Here is a 19424-nt window from a genome sequence, read left to right on the forward strand (position 1 = left end):
CAGGAGACGGTCGACTGGAAGGGCCGCTTCCGCACCCCGCTGCAGGGCTTCACCTCCACCCCGCGCCCGCTGGACGACGTCCCGCCGTTCGTCTGGCACAGCTCCATCCGCTCGCCCGAGATCGCCGAACAGGCCGCGTACTACGGCGACGGCTTCTTCGCCAACAGCATCTTCTGGCCCAAGGAGCACTTCCAGAAGCTCATCGAGCTCTACCGCACCCGCTACGCCCACTACGGCCACGGCACCCCCGAGCAGGCGTACGTCGGCCTCGGCGGCCAGGTGTTCATGCGCAGGAACTCGCAGGACGCGGTACGGGAGTTCCGCCCTACCTGCGCGCCACCGTACTGCCCACCGGCGTGTACGCGGCCTCGGCGGACTGGGGCGACGCCGAGCACGAGCTCGCACCCAGGATCGCCCGCGCGGCAGGAGAGTCGGCCTCGGCGCTGCTCGCCCGACCGTTCGCCGACCGCCCGGCGCAGGAGCCGGTGGTCCCGTTCGAGCAGCAGCTGGCGGCGCTGCGCGCCGGGTAGCACCGGGTCGGCAGCCGACGCCGCTGCGCGCCGGAGCCCGCGCCCCCGGCGTGGAGCCGGTCTTGTCCGCCCCAGGGGCGCTCGGTAGGTTGCTTCCGGGCGCCCCTTCGGGCGCTGCGGACGGGGTGGAGCAGGGGAGCGGCTGGTGGCGGACTGGGTCGGGCGTACTGCCGGGGAGATCGCCGGGGCGGTGCAGCGCGGTGAGGTGACGCCCCGTCAGGTGGTGGCCGAGCACCTGGCCCGGATCGAGCGGGTGGACCCTCGGATCGGGGCGTTCCGCAAGGTCCTCGCCGAGCAGGCGCTCGCCGCGGCCGACCGGCTCGCCGACCGGGACGACCTGGCGTCGCTGCCGCTGGCGGGTGTCCCGGTCGCCGTCAAGGACAACCTGGCGGTGGCGGGTGAGGCGACCCGGAACGGTTCGGCCGCGACCCCCGACACACCGGCGCCCGCCGACCACGAGACCGTCCGCCGCCTGCGGGCCGCCGGAGCCGTGGTCATCGGCCTCACCGCGGTTCCCGAACTCTGTGTGTTCGGCACCACCGACAGCGTGTTCGGCACCACCCGCAGCCCGTGGGACCTCTCCCGGAGCTCCGGCGGCTCCTCCGGCGGCAGCGCCGCCGCGGTGGCGGCCGCGATGGTGCCGATCGCGGTCGGCAACGACGGCATGGGCTCGATCCGCATCCCCTCCGCCAACTGCGGGGTGCTGGGCCTGAAGCCCGGCCACGGCCTGGTGCCGGCCGACCTGGGCCACGACGGCTGGTCCGGCATGTCGGAGAACGGGCCGATCGCCACCTGCGCCGCCGACGCCCGGCTGCTGCTGGCGGTCCTCGCCGGCGGGGGGCCGGCACCTGCTGCCGGCACGGACCCGGCCGCGCGCGCTGAGGACGGTCCGCTGCGGATCGCCCTCTCCGTCCGCTGCCCCACCGCCGGAATCCCGGTCGACCCGCAGCTGGTCGCCGCCGTCCGCGATACCGGCCGGCACCTCGCCGGGGCCGGGCACCGGGTCATCCGGGCCGAGGTGCCCTACCCGTGGTGGCTGGGGGCCGCGTCCGTCGGCCGCTGGCTGGCCGGGACGGCCGACGACGCGCGTGGACTCCACCCGCAGCTGCTCAACCCCCGGACCCGGCGCCATGCCGCCCTGGGCCGGGCGGTCACCCGGGCCGGACTCGTCCGCCAGGCCCAGCGCAGCAGCTGGCAGACGCAGCTGGACCGGTTCTTCGCGCAGTACGACGTGCTGATCACTCCCACCCTCGCGCGGCCCGCGCCGCCCGCGTACCGCTGGCACACCCGTGGCTGGCTCGGCAGCGTCCTGTCCAATATGCGGTACGCACCCTTCAGCCACCCCTGGAACCTCGCCCGCTGGCCCGCGCTCGCGCTGCCCGCCGGGCACCACCCCGACTTCGCCGCAGCCCTGCCGCTCTCGGTGCAGCTGGTGGCACCGCCCGGGGGCGAGCAGCGCCTGCTCGCGCTGGCGGCGGAGCTGGAGGAGCGCCGCCCCTGGCCGCGTACGGCGCCGGATCCGGCGCGCTAGCCGCACGAGGAGCACGGTGCCGGAGCCGGCCGGGCCCCGCGGCGGCCAGGACCTCGGGAGTCCCACCGGTGTCACGGCTTCCCGTCCGACCCGCGTGGGCGTACCGTGGCGACACGGTGCCGTATGTCGTCCCCGCGCCCGCGGGAGGGGTGGGCGGCCTTGCCGGTCCGGTGTCGTCGCGCAGGCGGTGGAGGCGACCGATGGGCGATCCGAAGGCATTCCTGAACAATCCCCGCCGACACCGTGAGCGGCGGGCGGTGCCCGAACGCGTCCAGGACTGGGCGGAGGTCTACCGGGAGCGGGCGCTGCTGCCGATCATCGGCGGGCAGGCGGCCCGCTGCATGGACTGCGGCATCCCGTTCTGCCACAGCGCCTGCCCGCTCGGGAACCTGATCCCCGACTGGAACACCCTGGTCGCGGCCGACGACTGGCAGGCCGCGAGCGCCCGGCTGCACGCGACCAACAACTTCCCCGAGTTCACCGGACGGCTCTGCCCGGCGCCCTGCGAGAGCGCCTGTGTGCTGGCCATCGACTCCGACGCCGTCACGATCAAGAACGTCGAGCTGGAAATCGCCGACCACGCCTGGGAGTTCGGCTACGAGCAGCCGCAGCCGCCGGAACGGCTCTCGGGTTGTACCGTCGCGGTCGTCGGCTCGGGTCCCGCCGGGCTGGCCGCCGCGCAGCAGCTGACCCGCGCCGGGCACACCACGACCGTCTACGAGCGGGCCGACCGGATCGGCGGACTGCTCCGCTACGGCATCCCGGACTTCCGGCTGGAGAAGCACCGCCTCGACCGCCGGATCGAACAGATGCGGACCGAGGGCACCAGGTTCCGTACGGGTGTCGCGGTCGGCCGCGAGCTGCGCGCCGACGAGCTGCGGGCGCGCTACGACGCGCTCGTGCTGGCCGTCGGTGCCACCGCCAGTCGCGAACTCGCCGTACCAGGGCGTGAACTGGCCGGTATCCACCAGGCGATGGAGTACCTGCCGCAGGCCAACCGGGTGGTGGCCGGTGACGGCGGACCGGCGGTCTCGGCCGAGGGCCGACGGGTGGTCGTCGTCGGCGGCGGCGACACCGCAGCCGACTGCGTGGGTACGGCGCTGCGCCAACACGCCTCGGAGATACGGCAGCTGGACATCAACCCGCGTCCGCCCGAACTGCGTGCCGAGGGCCAGCCGTGGCCGGTGCACCCGAAGGTGTACCGGGTCACTACCTCGCACGAGGAGGCGCGGGAGCTGGCCGCCGAGCCCGGCGACCCGCGCGAGTTCGCCACCACCACCGTACGGTTCGAGGGCGGCGCCGAGGGGCAGGTCCTGGCGGTGTGCCTGGCCGAGGCCGAACCGGGCGACCGGCGGCCCCGACCGGGCACCGAGCGGGTGATCGCGGCCGACCTGGTGCTGCTGGCGCTCGGCTTCTCCGGCCCGGAGCACGGCACCGACCTGGTCGACCAGCTCGGCCTGGGGCTGGACCCCGCCGGGAACTTCGCCCGCGACGGCGCCTTCGCGACCGGCACGGACGGCGTGTTCGTCGCGGGCGACGCCGGGCGCGGGCAGTCCCTGATCGTCTGGGCGATCGCCGAAGGCCGTTCGGTGGCCGCCGCCGTCGACCGCTACCTGACCGGCTCCACCGCCCTGCCCGCGCCCGTCGCCCCGACCGACCGCCCGCTCACCGTCCGGTGAACGAACCCACGGGGGTGGGCAGCGGGCGGGGAGGTCAGCCCTTGCACAGGCCCCGGGTGTAGTCCACGGTGGCGGTGTCCTGGGAGAACTTCCACTCGGGGCTCAGCAGTCGGGCGTCGAGCTGGGCGGCGGCGGTCGGGTCCTCGACGATGTAGCCGAAGTCCTGCAGCCAGGCCGGGTAGAGGTTCTTGGAGCCGATGTAGAAGGCGGCGCCGTCGACCGAGACCAGCTTGTGGTGCAGGGCGAAGGGCTTGCCGTCGGCCCAGGTGGCGGTGGGCGCGGCGCGGAACGAGGCCAGCTGGAGGTTCTGGCACATGGTGGACTTCGCCGCCTGGGCCGAACCGCCGTTCAGCTTGCCGAGCCGGGCCAGCAGGGTGTCGCTGATCTCCGACAGGGACTTGATCTGCGAGTAGCCGCCGCTGCCGACCGCGCCCCGGTTGGCCGGGTCGCTGACCACGATGCGCACCTTGACCCCGGCGGCCAGCTTGGCGGCGAGGGTGTCGTAGAGGCGGACGTCGTAGCGGGGGAGCGGCGGGCAGGTGCCGTTCACGTCCTGCTGGGAGATCTCGATGTGGCTGTCGGCGCCGGCGATCAGGGCCCGCAGGGCGTTCTCCTCCGGGTTGACGGTCTCGTAGTCCCGGTCGCCGTTGGTGTTGTCGTGCAGGTTGACCGGGCCGCAGGCGGTGTCGCCGCCGGCCGTCGGCGCGGGCCGGTAGGTGGAGAGCGGGTCCTTGTCGCGGATGCCGACGCCCAGGCCGCCGACGGCGATCACCGGGGTGCTGCCGGTGGCGGGCGCGGCCGAGGGGTTGCGGTCCTGCTCCATGGTCGGCATGCAGGCGGCGCCGTTGGAGGACGCGAACCAGGCGGCCGAGAAGACCCCGGTGTTCCGGCAGGTCCAGGTCCACAGCGTGTCCAGGTAGCGGCCGGCCGAGCCGGCGGCGGGACCGGTCAGCGCGAGGTCGACGTCCGACACCGGATGGGTGGTGTCGATGTAGTCGTCCTTCCAGCCGTTGATGCCGCCGGTGACCACACTCTGCCCGTCGACCACCAGCAGCTTGGAGTGGTTCCAGGAGAAGGCGGTCTTCGAGGTGGTCATCGAGGCCACCGTCAGCGTGATGTCCGGCGCGGCGCTGCCGAGCCTGCGCACCAGCTCGTCGCGGTAGGAGGTCGGCAGGACGTTGATGTTGTACAGCGGCGCGGCCCCGACCAGGATGCGCACCTGGAGCTTGTTCCCGGCGGCCGCCGCCGACTTGAGACCGGCGACGATCGCGTCCTCGAACGCCCCGTTCGGGAACGGGGCGAGGGTCGAGATGTCGACCGTACGGGTCGCCCCGGCGATGTTCTCGGTCATCTTGGCCAGCAGCGCCCGAGTCCCGGGCCGGTCGGTGCAGTTGGCGTCGCCCCAGCAGCCGGGGGTCTGCAGCAGCCAGCCGCCCGGGTCCCCGGCCGGGGCGTCGAGGGCGTTGCCGCTGGTGCGCTGCCAGACCGAACCCTCAAGGCCGGGGGAGACCTGGCGCAGCGCTTCCTCGACGGAGTCCAGGTGCGGGGTCGCCGATCCGGTCGCCGACCGGGCGGCCGCACCGGTCGCGGGCCGGGCGGTGTCCGCGAAGGCGGGGCCGGCGGCAGCGGGTATCGCGCCGAAGATGGCGGCACCGGCCAGGACCGTCCCGGTGAGTCGGCGAAGGCGTCGGGGCTGATGGCGGAGCAAGATGTGATCCTTTGGGAAGCGATTAACTGTGCATTTACTGTACGGTAACCTGATATTTCGTCAGAACCCGCCGAGCGGCGGGTTCATGTCATGCCGCTCCGATCACCAATCCGCCTATGGCCATGAGTAGTTGACGGAGTGGCCCGCCATCCGGCGGGGGTCGGCGCGCCCCCCAGGGGTCCGAGCGGTCCGCCACCGTGTCACCGATCGCACACCCGGCAGTCACGGCTCCACCTCCCGGCGTGCGGGATCCTTCGCATCTCCCCGTCGGCGGGCACCGCGCGTAGACAACGCGCATAGAGCGCCCTTGACCGGCTCTGTTACCCGCCAGTACGGTCTGGGGCACCGTGCCCGGAAGAGCGGCGACGGGCGAACCGCGCCCACCCGCTCGGGGGTAGAAGGAGCAGTGCTCAGATGGTCGGAAACACCCTCAGAAACCGGTCCCAGAAGCTCGCCATCCTCGCGGTCGGCGTGGTCGTGGGCGGGGCGGTGGCCGGTGGCGGCTTCGCGGTCGCCGACTCGTCGGCGCCGAAGAGCGACCGGCAGATCACCAACATGACCGACGAGGTCAGCAAGATCAAGGCGTACTACGGCGACACGGTGGACGCCAAGGGCGAGCACTGGGCTTCGCCGGACAGCAACTACGCCGCCCAGGTCAAGTCGATCGAGAACAAGGCGCAGAAGTACCTGGAGAGCAAGATACGGCACGACCGCGGCGCCAAGAAGGCGATCGTGCTCGACGTCGACGACACCTCACTGTCGACGTACAACTACGAGTTGGAGACGACCTTCGTCTACAACCCGGCCAGCAACGCGCAGTACATCGCCACCAAGACCATGCCGGCCGTGTTCGGGATGAACACGCTGGCGACCTGGGCGAAGCAGCACGGCTACACCGTCTTCTTCGTCACCGGGCGTCCCGAGACCCAGCGTTCGGCGACGGCGGCCAACCTCGCCGCCGTCGGGTTCCCGGCCGCCGACCAGGAGCACCTGTACCTGAAGAACCCGGTGACCCCGCCGCCGTACCTGCCCTGCGGCAAGACCTGCACGACGATCGAGTACAAGTCGGGTACCCGGGCGCACATCGAGAGCCTGGGCTACCAGATCGTCGCCAACTTCGGCGACCAGTACAGCGATCTGTCGGGCGGTCACGCGGAGAAGACCTTCAAGATCCCGAACCCGATGTACTACCTGCCCTGACATGACGTCGGCCGTGTGAACGGCGGCAGTGCGAAACGGCCCCCTGCTCCTGCCCGCTCCGGGCGGGGCAGGGGGTTTCGGGCATCCGGCTCCGGCTTCGGCCCCGTGGCCCGTGACGGTGGCCGCGCCTGTGGCTGTGGCCGTGGCCCGCGGCCCGGTGAGGTGCGGCCGGGTCGGTCGTGGTCGAGGGACGGCGCGTGCCGCGAGGGGTCTGCGAGACGTGCTCCTTTGCGCCCCTTGCTCACCCGCGTGGGTCATCGGTGCGTGACCGGCGCCTTCCTATCGTGAGGGGGAGTTCGTGCGCGTCACGCTCCTTGTAACGCGTGCCCGCACAGAGGGAGTTCAACCCATGCGCCGTGCCGCCACCGTGCTCGCAGCCCTGCTCTGGCTGCTGGCAGGGGCAGTTCCGCCACCGGCCAGTGCCGCGACCGGACTTCTGCTGCTCAACGGCGATGCCTACGACAACCCGCCGAGCCACCGCTGCATCGTCCACGACGGCGCACCGCTGACCGTCGAGAACCGGCTCGACACCGCCGTGATCGTCTGGTCGACCACCGACTGCACGGGGACCGACAACTGGGTGGTCGCCCGGGACCAGGTCTTCACCCTGCCCAACGGCCGCGCCGTGTACACCTGGTACGACCGGTCGTAGCAGGCCCGCAGTACGGGTCCGGTCCGTCGACCCCGGGGGGAGGGAGCCTGCGGACCGCCGTGTCACCGGGGCCGTCCCCGACCGGGCCGTCGCACCGCATGCAGGACCAACTCCCTGACGCACCGCCTCCGTGGCCCGGCCGCCGGGGCGCCGGTCGGGGCACGGCGAAAATTCTCCCGTTCAGGTGCGACCGGATCGGCCGCCCGACCCGTCCTTGGGTTCGGGGCCCGTAGCCGAGCGGGTCGGCCGGACCGCTGAACCGCAGGGGCGGCGGGTTGTGAGTGGGGAGTGAGATGGACGATTTCCGTGAGGTCCTGAGCGACGAACTGTCGCTCGAACCGCCACCGCCCCTCCTGGGCGGGATGATCGAGGAGGCCGCGCGTGCCGGGCGGCGCACTCGCAGGGTGCGGATGTGGACCGCCGTCGCGGGGTCGGCCACCGCGATCGCCGTCGTGGCGGTCCTGCTGGGCGTGGTGACCAACAAGGGGCCGGCCGCCGGTGGCGGGCCGGCCCGGCTCGACGCGGCTGCGGGGAGCGGCGCCCCGGCCGTCCCGCAGACCTCCGGTGCCGCCTCGGCAGCCGCACCGTCCGCTGCGCCGTCCACGGCTCTCCCGCCGACGTCCGGAGCGTCACCGACCGTCAACCCGGCGTCCTCGCGCACCGGTGTCCCGGGTACTCCGCCGGATGACGGGAAGGTCCCGGCGACGGCGCCCGGCCTGCTGCAGCAACTGCTGAGCCTGCTGCCTCCCGGCCAGACCAGCCACTACGCGGGGAACGGGGGCGACGAGCCGCTGGTGCAGACGTACCTGACCACGGCGGCCGGCACCGGGATGATCAGGCTGAGCGTGCACCCCATCGCGGGGCGGATGGTCTGCGACGGGGGAACGCCGAAGTGCGTGACCGACGCCGCCGGCCGGATCGTGCAGGTCTACCACATGGAGGGCAACTGCGTGCAGAGCACGGGGTTGCTGGCCGACCGGGGTGACGGCACGGTGGTGCAGATCGACCTCGGCAGCTGCCTGAACTACCAGGACGACCGCAACAGACCCGGTGTGCAGGCCCTGACGGTGGAGCAGGCCATCGCGATCGCCGAGAACCCGGCCGTCAGCACGCGTCTGGACCGCACGACGGTCCTGGCCGGTGCCGCCCGGTTCCCGGACCTGCCGGCCTTGTTCTGACCCTGCGGCGGCCGGGGGCGGTACCCGGTACCGGGATCCCGTCCCCACGAATGACCGCCGCACAGTGACCGACCAGCAGCGCCACGGCCCCCCGTGTCATCGACGGGCCGTGGCGCCAGTATCGTTTCCAGGCCGGTGAGCCGGTCGGAACGGGGGGAAAGCTCATGCGTGGTGAGCAGGAGTTCATAGCCTTCGCCGAGGCCAACGTCGTGCGGCTGCGGCAGATCGCCTATCTGATGTGCCGTGACTGGCACCTCGCCCAGGACCTCACTCAGAGCACGCTCACCAAGATGTACGTCGCCTGGAACCGGATCGGCCGCAAGGGCCCCGACGACCCGTTCCACTACGCCCGCAAGGTGCTGCTGAACACCTTGCTGGACCACCGCCGCCTGCGCAGCAGCAGCGAGGTCACCGTCGAGCAGCTGCCGGATCGGACCGCCGACAGCGACCCCACCGCCGTGCGGCTGACGCTGCTGGACGCGCTGGGACGGCTGGCCCCGCGCGACCGCGCCATCCTCCTGCTGCGCTACTGGGAGGACCACAGCGTCGAGACGACCGCCGAGATCCTCTCGCTCAGCCCGTCGATGGTGAAGTCGCGCAGCATGCGGTCCCTGGCGGTACTGCGGGAGCAGCTCGGCGGCGACCGCCGCCTGTTCTTCGACGACGCCGGGCGCGACGCCGGGCTGAGGTTCCGGGCGGCGGCCGGGACCCACTGAGCGATTCGTCCACGGGCCCGGGAGCCCTCGCACTCGCCCCACCGGGATGCCCGGCCGCGTGAGTGCGAGGGCTCCCGGGCCGTTTCGCTGCCCGTTGCCCGCCGGACCGCCGCCGGCTGTGGCTCCGCCTGCCGCACCGCCGCCCGCTGTGGCTCTGCCCGCCGGCCGCTGGAGCGCGTCGCGGGCGGCTGCGCCGTGCTGCCCCTCCGGACGCCCCGTCAGGGTGCGGAACAAGCCACCCGGGCGTCGGCGCGGGCCGTGTGCCCGGGTGTCGCGGGGGGACGACGGGACGGGTGGGACCTGCGGGGAACCCGGCCGGAACGGTGTACGAGGGTGAACGAACGGGTCGTACACCTATTCCAGGTACGAACAGTCCCTGGCAGGGCGGGCACAAGCCCACGTGTACGGACACGCGTACGCCGGGGCGGGTGCGGCGCGCATCCGCCGACCGCCGCAGCGCCGCCCCGCGCCCCCGGAGCGGACGGCATCCGGCCAAAGCCCCGGAAAGCCTGGCATGCCCGGGCCGGGCCACTCTAGGCTCCGCTGCGTGAACGAGGCGTTGCGCCAAGTAACGCCACATGAATCGTCTTTGACGCCCCGTCATCTCTCGGATCAGCAGTCGGCCCGGTTCCGGTGGCCGCCGGCCCGAGCCGGTCCGAGAGCCGTGCGACGACCGGAGCGCGACTCGCGACCGAGGAGATCTGTGGTGGACATGCGGTACGAGGCGTATTCCTACGCCGACCCGCTCTTCTACGACTCGCCCGTCCGGTGGGCCGCCCATGAGGAGTTCGCGGCCGTGACCGAGCCCCTGCCGCCCGGCTGGGTCCGGCAGGACCGGGACATCTGGGTCGTGGTCCAGCCGGCCGGGGTCGCACTGCCCGACCAGGGCTGGAAGATCCACGTCTCCGCCTGCCTGGACAACGCCGAGCGGGTGCTCGACACGGTCCGCTCGTACTGTCAGCGGGTCGGCGTGCCGTTCAAGTACCTGCGCAGCCTGCCGATCCTCCAGGTCCAGAACTCCAAGTACGCCAACCGGGGCGGCAGCGGGAAGTTCTGCACGCTGTACCCCCTGGGCGAGGACGGGCTGCGGCGCTGCCTCACCGAGCTCGGGGCCGAACTGGCCGGGGAGCCGGGCCCGTACATCCTGAGCGACCTGCGCTGGGAGGACGGCCCGCTCTACCTCAGGTACGGCGCCTTCACCGAACGCTGGTGCCGCGCCGACACCGGGGAACAGGTCCCGGCGCTCGCCGATCCCGAGGGCCGGCTGGTGCCCGACGTCCGTGCCGCCGTCTTCGAGGTGCCGTCCTGGGCGCCGGTCCCCGACTTCCTCGGGCCCGCCCTGGCAGCCCGCAGGGCCGGCGGCGGTCCGGCCCTGCCCTACCGGGTCGAGCGGGCCCTGCACTTCTCCAACGCGGGCGGCATCTACCTGGCCCACGACCGCTCGGACGGGACAGCGGTCGTCCTCAAGGAGGCCCGCCCGCACGCCGGTCTCGACCAGCGGGGAGCCGACGCAGTCACCCGGCTGGGGCACGAGTACGACATCCTCGCCCGGCTGGCCGGCATCCCCGCCGTGCCCGCGCTGCACGGCCGGCTGACCTCCTGGGAACACCACTTCCTGGTCCAGGAGTACATCGAGGGCACCACCCTGAACGAGTGGCTGGTGCAGAACTACCCCCTGGTCCACCCGGATCCGGACGAGGCCGCCGTCACCGACTACGTCCGCCGGGCCCTCGACATCCTCGACCAGGTGGAACGCGGGCTCGCCGCTATCCACGCCCGGGGCGTGGTCTTCGGCGACCTGCACCCTCGCAACCTGATGCTCCGCCCGGACGGCTCCGTCGTCTTCATCGACTTCGAACTCGCCAGCCCGATCGAGGAGTTCGTCCGTCCCGCGCTCGGTGCCGCCGGATTCGCCGCCCCGGCCGGCCGCACCGGAGTCGACCTGGACCACCACGCCCTGGCGGCCCTGCGGCTGTGGCTGCTGCTGCCGCTCCAGCAGCTGCTGGCACTCGACCCGGGCAAGACCGACGAACTCATCGACGCGGTGGAACGCCGCTTCCCCCTCCCGGACGGCTACACCGCCCCGATCCGCACCCACCTCGTCCGGCGGGAGCCACCGCTGCCCGGCTACGAGGAGATCGGCCACCGCCGCGCCGAACTCACCGCGCTGCTCACCGCGGAGGTCCCCGACTGGAAGGCCATCCGCGGCTCACTGGCCGCCGGGATCGCCGCCACCGCGACCCCGGACCGCGCCGACCGGCTGTTCCCCGGCGACGTCGCCCAGTTCACCCACGACTCGCTCGGACTCGCCTACGGCGCGGCCGGCGTCCTCTACGCCCTCGACGCCACCGGATGCCGGATCGACCCGGAGCACCTGGACTGGCTCACCGAGGCCGCCGGGCGAAGCCCCGTACGGCCCGGCCTGTACACCGGAAGCCACGGCGTCGCCTACACCCTGGACCTGCTCGGGGCCCGCGCCGCCGCCCTCGACCTGCTGGACCGGCTGAACGGCGGGCCCGGCCGACCGGCCGGCGCCGACCCCGTCCAGGGGCAGGCGGGTCTCGGCCAGGGGCAGGCGGGCATCGCCCTCACCCTGCTGCACTTCGCCGAGGCCGCCGTCGACCCCGCACTGCTCGACCGGGCCATCGCCCTCGCCGAGGCCGCCGCCGACACCCTGACCGGTGCCGTACCCGGGATCGCCGCCGCCGCGCCCGGCCTGCTGAGCGGCCCCACCGGAGCGGCCCTCGCCCTGCTGCGGCTGTACGAGCACACCGGCGACGTCCGGCTGCTGGACCGGGCGGAGGCCACCCTCACCCATGACCTGGAGCGCTGCGTCCTCGCGGCCGACGGAACCGTCCAGGTGCGGGACGGCCTGCGGGTCCTGCCCTACCTGGAGGGCGGCAGCGCCGGAATCGGCCTGGTCCTGGACCAATTGCTGACCCACCGCCCGGACTCCGCGCTGCGCGGGCACGCACCCGCGCTGATCCGCGCCGCAGAGCCCGAGTTCATCATCCAACCCGGCCTCTTCAACGGGCGGGCCGGCCTGCTCGGCCACCTCGGACTGCTCCGCAACACCGGCGACCGCGCCCGCTGCGCCGCCCACGCCGACCGCCACCGCAAGCTGCTGAGCTGGCACCAGATCTCCTACCGAGGCGAACTCGCCTTCCCAGGTGAGCAGCTGCTCAGGCTCTCGGCCGACCTGGCCACCGGCTCGGCCGGCGTCCTGCTCGCCCTCGGCGCCACCATGGCCGGAACCCCGTTCCTGCCGTGGACCGCGCCCATCGGGCGCCCCGGTCCGGCGTCCGCGCGCTGACCGGCCCAACAGACCCCCGGCGACCCCCGCCGGGAGACATCCCGTCCGCACACAGGAGGAAACCATGGAGATTCTGGACCTGCAGGCCCTGGAGGCACCCGAGGCTCCCGTCGAGGAGACCGCACCCAGCACCCTGAGCGTGCTCAGCTGCACCGTGAGCACCGCCAGCACCATCCTGTGCCTCTGATAACTGCCGATCAGCACCCGTCGCCGGCCAGGGGGCTTTCCACCCCCTGGCCGGTGGCCCGGGTCCGGCGCCGACCGAGGGCCCGCCCTCCTCAACCACCCGGTCACAGTCGCCGGCTTGCGCCGTTCCCCGCTCGCGCAGCTCCCCGCGCGCCCCTGAAGTGCACGGCCGTCCGCCCGGGGCCCGTCTTCAAATCCACGTCCGTGCCACAGAGCGGAGCCGACCGCCGATGCCCCTCAAGAACGGCCGCGCCGGCGACCTCCTGCTGCGCGCCACCCTGCGCGGCAGCGCCCTGGCGACCTCGCTCCTGCTGCTGGCCATCCTGGTCGGCACGGTGGCCACCGTCGCACTGCCCGCCACCCTCGCCGCCGCCGTGGACGAAGCCCTGGCCGGCCGCACCGGCCACGCGACCTGGGTCTTCCTGCTCACCCTCGCCGTCCTCACCGCCGCCGAGACCGGCTCCGACCTGGCCGAGCCCTGGACCGCCGCCGCGAACACCGCCGGGCTGAGCCGGCGCCTCGTCCGGCACGCCCTGGCGCTGGGCCTGCCCGGCAGCCGAAGGTTCGGCACGGGCGACCTGGTGGCCCGGCTGGTCGCCGCCGCGCCGGAGGCCGGCGGCGCGGCGGCCGCCCTCGGCTACGCCGCCGTACAGACCGCCGCCTCGGTGGCCGCGCTGGTCGCCCTCGCCCTCATCGATCCGGCACCCGCCCTCGTCGTGCTCGCCGGAGCACCGGTCGGCCTGATCGCCGTCCGGCTCTTCGTCCGCCGCGCCTCGCAGGCCGCCGCCGACTACCAGCTCGCCCAGGCCGACCTGCTGACCCGGCTGCTCGACGCCCTCGCCGGGCTGCGCACCATCAGGGCCGCCGCCGGGACGGACCGGGAGATCGCCAGGATCCTGCGCCCGCTGCCCGACCTCGACCGGGCCGGCCGCGCCCTCTGGGCCGACCAGCGCACCGTCCTGTGGCGAACGGCGTTGCTGCTGCCCGTCCTGCAGATCGGCACCCTCGCCGTCGCCGGGACCGAGGCGGCCACCGGCCGGGTCACGCCGGGCGAACTGCTGGCAGCCGTCGGCTACACCACCCTGGCCCTGGGCTTCCTGGGCAGCGCGCAGTCCCTGCTGGCCTTCGCCCGGGCCCGGGCCGGCGCCGCCCGGCTGGCCGAAATACTGGACACCCCCGCGATGCCGCCCGGAAACCGCGAACTGCCCGATGGGCCAGGCGAGTTGGTCTTCGACGAGGCCACCGTACGGATCGACGGCGCGACCGTGCTCGACCGCGTCAGCTGCCGTGTCCCAGCCGGGGCGACCGTCGCCCTGGTCGGTCCCAGCGGCTCGGGAAAGTCCACACTCGCCGCCCTCGCCGGACGCCTGATCGACCCGGACGAAGGACGCGTCCTGCTGGACGGCGTCCCACTGACCGAGATCCGGACCGGCCGGCTGCGCCGCGCGGTCACCTACGCCCCGCCGCGCCCCGCCCTGCTCGGCGACACCCTGGCCGACGCCCTGGCCTACACCGACCCGCCCGCCCCGGGGCCGCCGGACGTCAGGGCCGCCGCCCTCGACGCACAGGCGGACGCGTTCATCCGGCGGCTCCCCGACGGGTACGACACCCCGCTGCGCGGACTGCGGCTCTCCGGCGGCCAGATCCAGCGGCTCGGCCTGGCCCGCGCGATCGCCCGGGGCGGACGGCTGATCATCCTCGACGACGCCACCTCCAGTCTCGACACGGCGACCGAGGCCAGGATCGACACCGCCATCCGCCGGGCCCTGCCGGGCCGCACCCGCCTGGTGGTGGCCCACCGGGCCGCGACCGCCGCCCAGGCCGACCTGGTCGCCTGGCTGGACGCCGGACGGCTGCGGGCCCTCGCGCCGCACCGAACCCTGCGGGAGGACCCCGGCTACCGTGCCCTGTTCGCCGACTCCTGCGGCCCTCCCGATGAACCGGACCGTCCGAGCAGCACCGCCCCCGGCCCGGCCACCGCCCCAGCGGCCACAGCGCCGGCCGCCGCAGCCTCGGCGTCCGCCGCCCCGGCGGCGTCGTGAGCGCGCCCGGCTGGTCCCTGCTCCGGTCCGAACTGGCCGCCAGGAAGCGGCCGTTGGCCATGATGGCGTTCTGGACCCTGGCGGAGGCCCTGCCGGCGGCACTCTCCGGCCGACTGGTCGCCCAGGCGCTGGACGAGGGTTTCCTGGCCGCCCGCCCGGCGGTGGGCGTGGGCTGGCTGCTCGCGCTCGGCGCGGTCTCCGTGGTCGGCGCCTTCGGCCAGCGCCGGGTCTACCCCCATGTCGCGGACGTGGTGGAGCCCCTGCGCGACGCACTGGCCACCCGAGTGGTCGGCGCCACCCTGCGCACCACCGCCGGTGCCGGAGAAGGCGACAGCGCCGCCTCGTCCCGGCTGGCGCGCCAGGTGGAGACGGTCCGCGACTGCGTGGCCGGCCAGCTGCTGATCGTTCGCCACTTCGCCGTGACCGTCGTCTTCGTCCTGCTGGGCGCGGCCTCGCTCGCCCCCGGCCTGCTACCGCGCATCGCCCTGCCGCTCGGGGCGGCCCTGCTCGCCTTCCTGCTCCTGCTCCCTCGACTGACTATCCGTCAGATCGCCCTGCTGGAGGCCGAGGAGGAGCTCGCCGAGCTGGCGTCCCGGACCTTCACGGCGGTCGGTGACATCACCGCCTGCGGCGCGGTCGGCAGAGCCACCGCCCGGCTCGACGAGGTGATCACCGCACAGACCCGGGCCCGGCAGGCGCTCGCCAGAACCGGCGCGCTGCGCCGCCTCACCGTGGCCGCCGGAGCCCACCTGCCCGCCGCGCTCATCCTGCTGGACGCCGGGGGACTGGTCAGGGGCGGGCTGCCGGCCGGTGCCGTGGTCGGTGCCCTCGCCTACGTCACGATGAGCCTGGAACCGGCGCTGCGCACCCTGGTCCAGGGCGTCGGCGCCTCCGGACTGCGACTGACGGTCGCACTCGACCGCCTGGCCCGGCAGACCGCCGTACCTCCCGTTGTTCCTTCGGTACATGCGGTGGGCGCGGTAGGTGCTGTACCGGTCGGCATGCCGCCGCCCACCGGCGGGCGGTGGCCGCACGGGCACGTGGTCGAGCTGGACCGGGTGAGCTTCACCCACCACCCGCAGGCCGATCCGATACTCGACCGGTTCAGCCTGCGGATCGAGGACGGTGAGCACCTGGCGATCGTCGGCCCGAGCGGTATCGGGAAGTCCACGGTGGCCGACCTGATGGCCGGGCTGACCGCCCCCACCGGCGGGACCGTCCGCCTCGGCGGCGTCGCGGTGGACGGACTGACCGCAGCCGAGCTCGCCGCGTTCCGGGTGCTGGTCCCGCAGGAGGCGTACGTCTTCGCGGGCACCCTGCGGGAGAACCTCTCACCGCTCGGTCCGGCCCTGCCGGGGGCGGACGGTGAGCGGCTGGCCCAGGCCGTCCGGCTGCTCGGCCTGGGGCCGGTGGTCCGGCGGCTCGGCGGGCTCGACGCGCAGGTCGGCGGTGCGCAGCTGTCCGCCGGCGAGCGGCAGTTGGTGGCACTGGTCCGCACCTATCTCTCCCCGGCCCGGGTGGTCCTGCTGGACGAGGCGGCCTCCCATCTCGATCCGGCGGCCGAGGCGGTGGTCGAGACGGCGTTCCGCAGGCGTCCGGGCACGCTGGTGGTGATCGCCCACCGGATCAGCTCGGCCCTGCGCGCCGACCGGATCGTCCTGCTGGACGGCGAACCCGCGGTGGGCACCCACGCGGAGCTGCTGGCAGCGGCGCCCGGCTACCGTGAGCTGGTCGCCCACTGGGAGAACGGCGCGGGACGCGGTGCGCCGCCCGATCGAACGCGGAGGCGACCGACTCCCCTGGAGGCCCGGCCCCGTCCGGCGGCCCCGGCCGGGGCCGCGACACCGGTCCGGCGCGGCGGGGGCTGATGCCGCCGTCCGGCCGGACGCACTGCCGGAACGGCCGGCTACCGGCCCGGCAGGCGTCGAAGGGCCAGGATCGCGGTGTCGTCGCCGAGCCGTCCCCGGGTGTGGTCGAGGACCATCCGCTCGACCAGGGCCACCAGTTCGGTGACGGTGAGCCGGTCGGGGCCCGGTGTCCCGGCCAGCCGGGAGCGGACGGGGAGGAACACCCCGCTGCGGTCCCTGGCCTCGCTCACCCCGTCCGTGAACATCAGCAGGCTGTCGGTCTCCCCGAAGGGCACCCGGACGGACTGCGGGGGTCCGTCGACCAGCGCGCCCAGGCCCAGCGGCGGGTGGGTTCCCTCGGGGAGCACCCGCACGCCGTCGGGCCCGATGGCGAGGGGGCCTTCGTGGCCGAGGTTGACGAGTTCGATCCAGTCGGGGGGCGAGCCGTCCGCCGATGCCGGGAAGGACACCAGGACGGCGGTGGCGAAGCGCTCGTCGGGCCGGCCCATGGCTGCCGAGTAGTCGTTGCTGCGGACCATCCGGCTCTCCAGGCGCTCGGCCACGGTGACCAGGTCCCGCTCGTGGAAGCCCGCCTCCCGGAAGGTGCCGACCAGGGCCGAGGCCGCAGACACCGCACTGATCCCCTTGCCCTGCACGTCGCCGAGGAGGGCGCGGGCACCGTACGGGGTCCCCAGGACTTCGAAGAAGTCGCCGCCCACCCGGGCCTCGCTGTCCGCGGCGAGGTAGGTCCCGGCCACGTCCAGACCGCCGGTTCCCGGGGGAATCGGCCGGAGCACCACCTGACGGGTCGCGTCCGCGGCGCTCTCCACCCGGAGCAGGTGGTTCTGGGCGCGGATGCGGAGCCAGGAGACCAGCACGGCGACCGCGCCACCGACGACGACCAGCGCGTGGTCGGTCGGCCCCATCTGGTCCGGGTGCGGCCAGGCGTTGTCGAGTTCGGGGTAGCCGATCGCCGCCGCTGCCGCGAACAGCGCGGTGATCACGGGGCCGCAGACGGCCGCCGCGATGCCCGGTACGAGCACGATCCAGGTGACGATCCGGAACTCCCCGGAGGAGTTCCAGTCACCGAGCGCGATGACCGCGAACAGCACGGCCGGCAGCACCCAGGAGACGTCCCGGCCCCGGAAGCTCATGACCGGCTTGACACTGCGCGGGGGCGTCAGGGCCCGCAGGCCCGACGCGCGACGCGGGAGGTTCCGGTCCTCGGCCGTGTTCATCGTCCCTCGTGCTGCTCCTCTTCCCCTCCTTTATGGCACATCCGCACGCGGTTTGGCCCGCTCAGCGGCGATGTTCCGAACGCGCTGCCGAACGCGCTGCGGATCGGACTGCCGGGCAGGGTCTCAGGCCGAGTGTGGCCCGGGAGACCGGCCGAGGTGACGAAGTGCCCCGCAGCTCTGTTGAGGCCGGGCGCAACGGTGCAAAGGATTGTTGACCGACGTCCCGTCGCCCCTCGGAGGGAAGCAAGAAATGCTGACACTGTCCTGGACCACCCCGGTCACGGTGCCCGGAGACCCCGCGACCGCGCGGGACCGGCTGTGGCGGGCGCTGCTGGACAAGGCGGAGAACCCGGTCCCGTACGTCCCGGCGATCACCGCCTGCGCGGTGGTCGAGCGGTACGCCGACGGGTTCCTGCGCGAGGCGGTCCGGGGCGAGCGCAGACTGGTCCAGCGGGTCTTCGCGGACGAGGCGGCGGGCCGGATCGTCTTCCGGCACGCGGACGGCACCGACTTCGCCGAGATCTGCGACCAGCTCGGCGAGGCCGAGGACGGCGGACTGACCCTGACCCTCGCGGTGCGGCTGACCGCCGAGGCCACGGAGCGCGCGGAGCGCGACAGCGGGTACGTCCGGGCGCTGAACCGGGACTTCGAGGGCACGCTGGCCGAGATGACGCAGGCGCTGCTGTCGGCGGCGGCGCGGTTCGGGGAGCTCGCCGGGGTGCGGTGAACCGGCGAGCTGCGCCGAGCAGGTTCGCCGAGCAGGTTCGCCGAAAGTCCTCCGACCGCCGTCCGTTCAATGCCAGGATGATCTTCATGACTGCACCTTCGACTGCGCGTTTCACCGGAAAGGTCGCCCTGATCACGGGCGGCGGCACCAACATCGGCCGGACCACCGCCCTGAGCTTCGCCCGTGAGGGCGCGCTGGTGGTCGTCGCGGGCCGGACCGCCGAGAGCCTGGCGGAGACCGTCGGCGCCATCGAGGCCGAGGGCGGCAAGGCCGACGCGATCACCGCGGACGTCACCGACTCGACCGAGGTGGCGCGGCTGGTCGCGACCGTGGTCGAGCGGCACGGCGGCCTGCACATCGCCTTCAACAACGCGGGGACGGTCGGAAAGCCAGGCCTGCTGGCCGAGTTGGAGGAGGACGTCTGGGACCGGGTGTTCGCCGTGAACACCCGGGGCGTCTGGCTGGCGATGAAGTACGAGATCGAGCACATGCGGCAGCACGGCGGCGGCGTGATCGTCAACGCCGCCTCCAACATCGGCTTCCACGGCCGCCGTCCGGGCCTCGGCGCGTACGCCGCGTCCAAGGCGGCGGTCAGCGTGCTCACCCGCAACGCGGCCCGCGAGTACATCGGCGAGGGTGTCCGGATCAACGCGGTGAGCGCCGGGGGCACCGACACCCCGATGTCCTACCGCAGCGGTGAGACCACCGAGCAGCGCGACGCCCGGGTCGCGGCGGCCGTCCCGCTGGGCCGGGTGGCGACCACCCAGGAGATCGCCGACGGCGTGCTCTGGCTGGCCTCCGACCAGTCGGGTTACGTGGTCGGACACGACCTGGTCATCGACGGCGGCGCCACGGCCTGACCCACCGCCCTGCCGCG

At 73.8% G+C, this 19424-nt stretch carries 15 protein-coding genes; 13 read left to right on the forward strand and 2 right to left on the reverse strand.

The window, feature by feature from the left end:
* From UK12_RS43275 to UK12_RS13980, 3 genes are all read left to right on the forward strand, one after another.
* On the forward strand, positions 1–618 hold a 618-nt coding region (locus tag UK12_RS43275), incomplete at its 5' end, for an LLM class flavin-dependent oxidoreductase (protein ID WP_231591197.1).
* 57 nt (positions 619–675) lie between these two features.
* Positions 676–2061: an amidase gene (locus tag UK12_RS13975; RefSeq protein ID WP_045303254.1), complete on the forward strand. Its 1386-nt coding sequence runs from the start codon at positions 676–678 to the stop codon at positions 2059–2061.
* A gap of 200 nt (positions 2062–2261) precedes the next feature.
* Positions 2262–3740 carry a glutamate synthase subunit beta gene (locus tag UK12_RS13980; protein ID WP_045303255.1) on the forward strand — a complete coding sequence of 493 codons (1479 nt, stop codon included), beginning with the start codon at positions 2262–2264 and terminating at the stop codon, positions 3738–3740.
* Positions 3741–3774: 34 nt separating this feature from the next.
* On the opposite strand, the gene UK12_RS13985 is transcribed toward UK12_RS13980, so the two are convergent.
* Positions 3775–5448 carry a phospholipase D-like domain-containing protein gene (locus UK12_RS13985; protein WP_197084841.1) on the reverse strand — a complete coding sequence of 558 codons (1674 nt, stop codon included), beginning with the start codon at positions 5446–5448 and terminating at the stop codon, positions 3775–3777.
* A 414-nt stretch (positions 5449–5862) separates the two neighbouring features.
* Here UK12_RS13985 and UK12_RS13990 point away from each other — a divergent pair, with 414 nt between their 5' ends.
* The 8 genes from UK12_RS13990 to UK12_RS14020 all read left to right on the forward strand — a co-directional run bounded on the left by UK12_RS13990 (position 5863) and on the right by UK12_RS14020 (position 16603).
* A complete protein-coding gene (locus UK12_RS13990; protein WP_045303256.1) occupies positions 5863–6648 on the forward strand; it encodes an HAD family acid phosphatase in 786 nt (261 codons plus the stop codon).
* A 349-nt stretch (positions 6649–6997) separates the two neighbouring features.
* The gene (locus UK12_RS13995) at positions 6998–7300 is read left to right on the forward strand and encodes a hypothetical protein (protein ID WP_045303257.1); all 303 of its coding nucleotides are present in this window, start codon (positions 6998–7000) and stop codon (positions 7298–7300) included.
* A 293-nt stretch (positions 7301–7593) separates the two neighbouring features.
* A complete protein-coding gene (locus UK12_RS14000) occupies positions 7594–8478 on the forward strand; it encodes a hypothetical protein (RefSeq protein WP_045303258.1) in 885 nt (294 codons plus the stop codon).
* A gap of 164 nt (positions 8479–8642) precedes the next feature.
* The gene (locus tag UK12_RS14005; RefSeq protein WP_063838259.1) at positions 8643–9194 is read left to right on the forward strand and encodes a SigE family RNA polymerase sigma factor; all 552 of its coding nucleotides are present in this window, start codon (positions 8643–8645) and stop codon (positions 9192–9194) included.
* A gap of 712 nt (positions 9195–9906) precedes the next feature.
* Positions 9907–12507, forward strand: a complete 2601-nt coding sequence (lanKC, locus tag UK12_RS14010) for a class III lanthionine synthetase LanKC (protein WP_052681873.1) — start codon at positions 9907–9909, stop codon at positions 12505–12507.
* 64 nt (positions 12508–12571) lie between these two features.
* Positions 12572–12694, forward strand: coding sequence for a SapB/AmfS family lanthipeptide (locus UK12_RS39695; RefSeq protein ID WP_156178706.1), 123 nt, complete (start codon positions 12572–12574; stop codon positions 12692–12694).
* A gap of 229 nt (positions 12695–12923) precedes the next feature.
* Positions 12924–14735, forward strand: coding sequence for an ABC transporter ATP-binding protein (locus UK12_RS14015; RefSeq protein ID WP_063838260.1), 1812 nt, complete (start codon positions 12924–12926; stop codon positions 14733–14735).
* The gene (locus UK12_RS14020) at positions 14732–16603 is read left to right on the forward strand and encodes an ATP-binding cassette domain-containing protein (protein WP_197084842.1); all 1872 of its coding nucleotides are present in this window, start codon (positions 14732–14734) and stop codon (positions 16601–16603) included. Before UK12_RS14015 ends, UK12_RS14020 begins: the two co-directional genes overlap by 4 nt.
* 38 nt (positions 16604–16641) lie before the next feature.
* Here the strand turns inward: UK12_RS14020 and UK12_RS14025 are convergent, their stop codons facing one another.
* Positions 16642–17820, reverse strand: coding sequence for a PP2C family protein-serine/threonine phosphatase (locus UK12_RS14025; RefSeq protein ID WP_082119597.1), 1179 nt, complete (start codon positions 17818–17820; stop codon positions 16642–16644).
* Between the two features lie 250 nt (positions 17821–18070).
* On the opposite strand from UK12_RS14025, the gene UK12_RS14030 reads away from it, so the two are divergent.
* Complete coding sequence (locus UK12_RS14030) at positions 18071–18547, forward strand: AtaL-like protein (protein ID WP_045303260.1); 477 nt, start codon at positions 18071–18073, stop codon at positions 18545–18547.
* Between the two features lie 86 nt (positions 18548–18633).
* Complete coding sequence (locus UK12_RS14035; RefSeq protein WP_045303261.1) at positions 18634–19407, forward strand: SDR family NAD(P)-dependent oxidoreductase; 774 nt, start codon at positions 18634–18636, stop codon at positions 19405–19407.
* Positions 19408–19424: the final 17 nt, after the last annotated feature.

The organism is Saccharothrix sp. ST-888 (assembly GCF_000955975.1).
In the GTDB taxonomy this organism is placed as follows: Bacteria; Actinomycetota; Actinomycetes; order Streptomycetales; family Streptomycetaceae; genus Kitasatospora.

Excerpts from the sequence above, each read along its gene's own strand:
- UK12_RS13980 (WP_045303255.1), top strand. The coding sequence starts at position 2,262 with ATGGGCGATCCGAAGGCATTCCTGAACAATCCCCGCCGACACCGTGAG.
- UK12_RS13990 (WP_045303256.1), top strand. The coding sequence starts at position 5,863 with ATGGTCGGAAACACCCTCAGAAACCGGTCCCAGAAGCTCGCCATCCTC.
- UK12_RS13995 (WP_045303257.1), top strand. The coding sequence starts at position 6,998 with ATGCGCCGTGCCGCCACCGTGCTCGCAGCCCTGCTCTGGCTGCTGGCA.
- UK12_RS14000 (WP_045303258.1), top strand. The coding sequence starts at position 7,594 with ATGGACGATTTCCGTGAGGTCCTGAGCGACGAACTGTCGCTCGAACCG.
- UK12_RS14005 (WP_063838259.1), top strand. The coding sequence starts at position 8,643 with ATGCGTGGTGAGCAGGAGTTCATAGCCTTCGCCGAGGCCAACGTCGTG.
- lanKC (WP_052681873.1), top strand. The coding sequence starts at position 9,907 with ATGCGGTACGAGGCGTATTCCTACGCCGACCCGCTCTTCTACGACTCG.
- UK12_RS39695 (WP_156178706.1), top strand. The coding sequence starts at position 12,572 with ATGGAGATTCTGGACCTGCAGGCCCTGGAGGCACCCGAGGCTCCCGTC.
- UK12_RS14015 (WP_063838260.1), top strand. The coding sequence starts at position 12,924 with ATGCCCCTCAAGAACGGCCGCGCCGGCGACCTCCTGCTGCGCGCCACC.
- UK12_RS14025 (WP_082119597.1), bottom strand. The coding sequence starts at position 17,820 with ATGAACACGGCCGAGGACCGGAACCTCCCGCGTCGCGCGTCGGGCCTG.
- UK12_RS14030 (WP_045303260.1), top strand. The coding sequence starts at position 18,071 with ATGCTGACACTGTCCTGGACCACCCCGGTCACGGTGCCCGGAGACCCC.
- UK12_RS14035 (WP_045303261.1), top strand. The coding sequence starts at position 18,634 with ATGACTGCACCTTCGACTGCGCGTTTCACCGGAAAGGTCGCCCTGATC.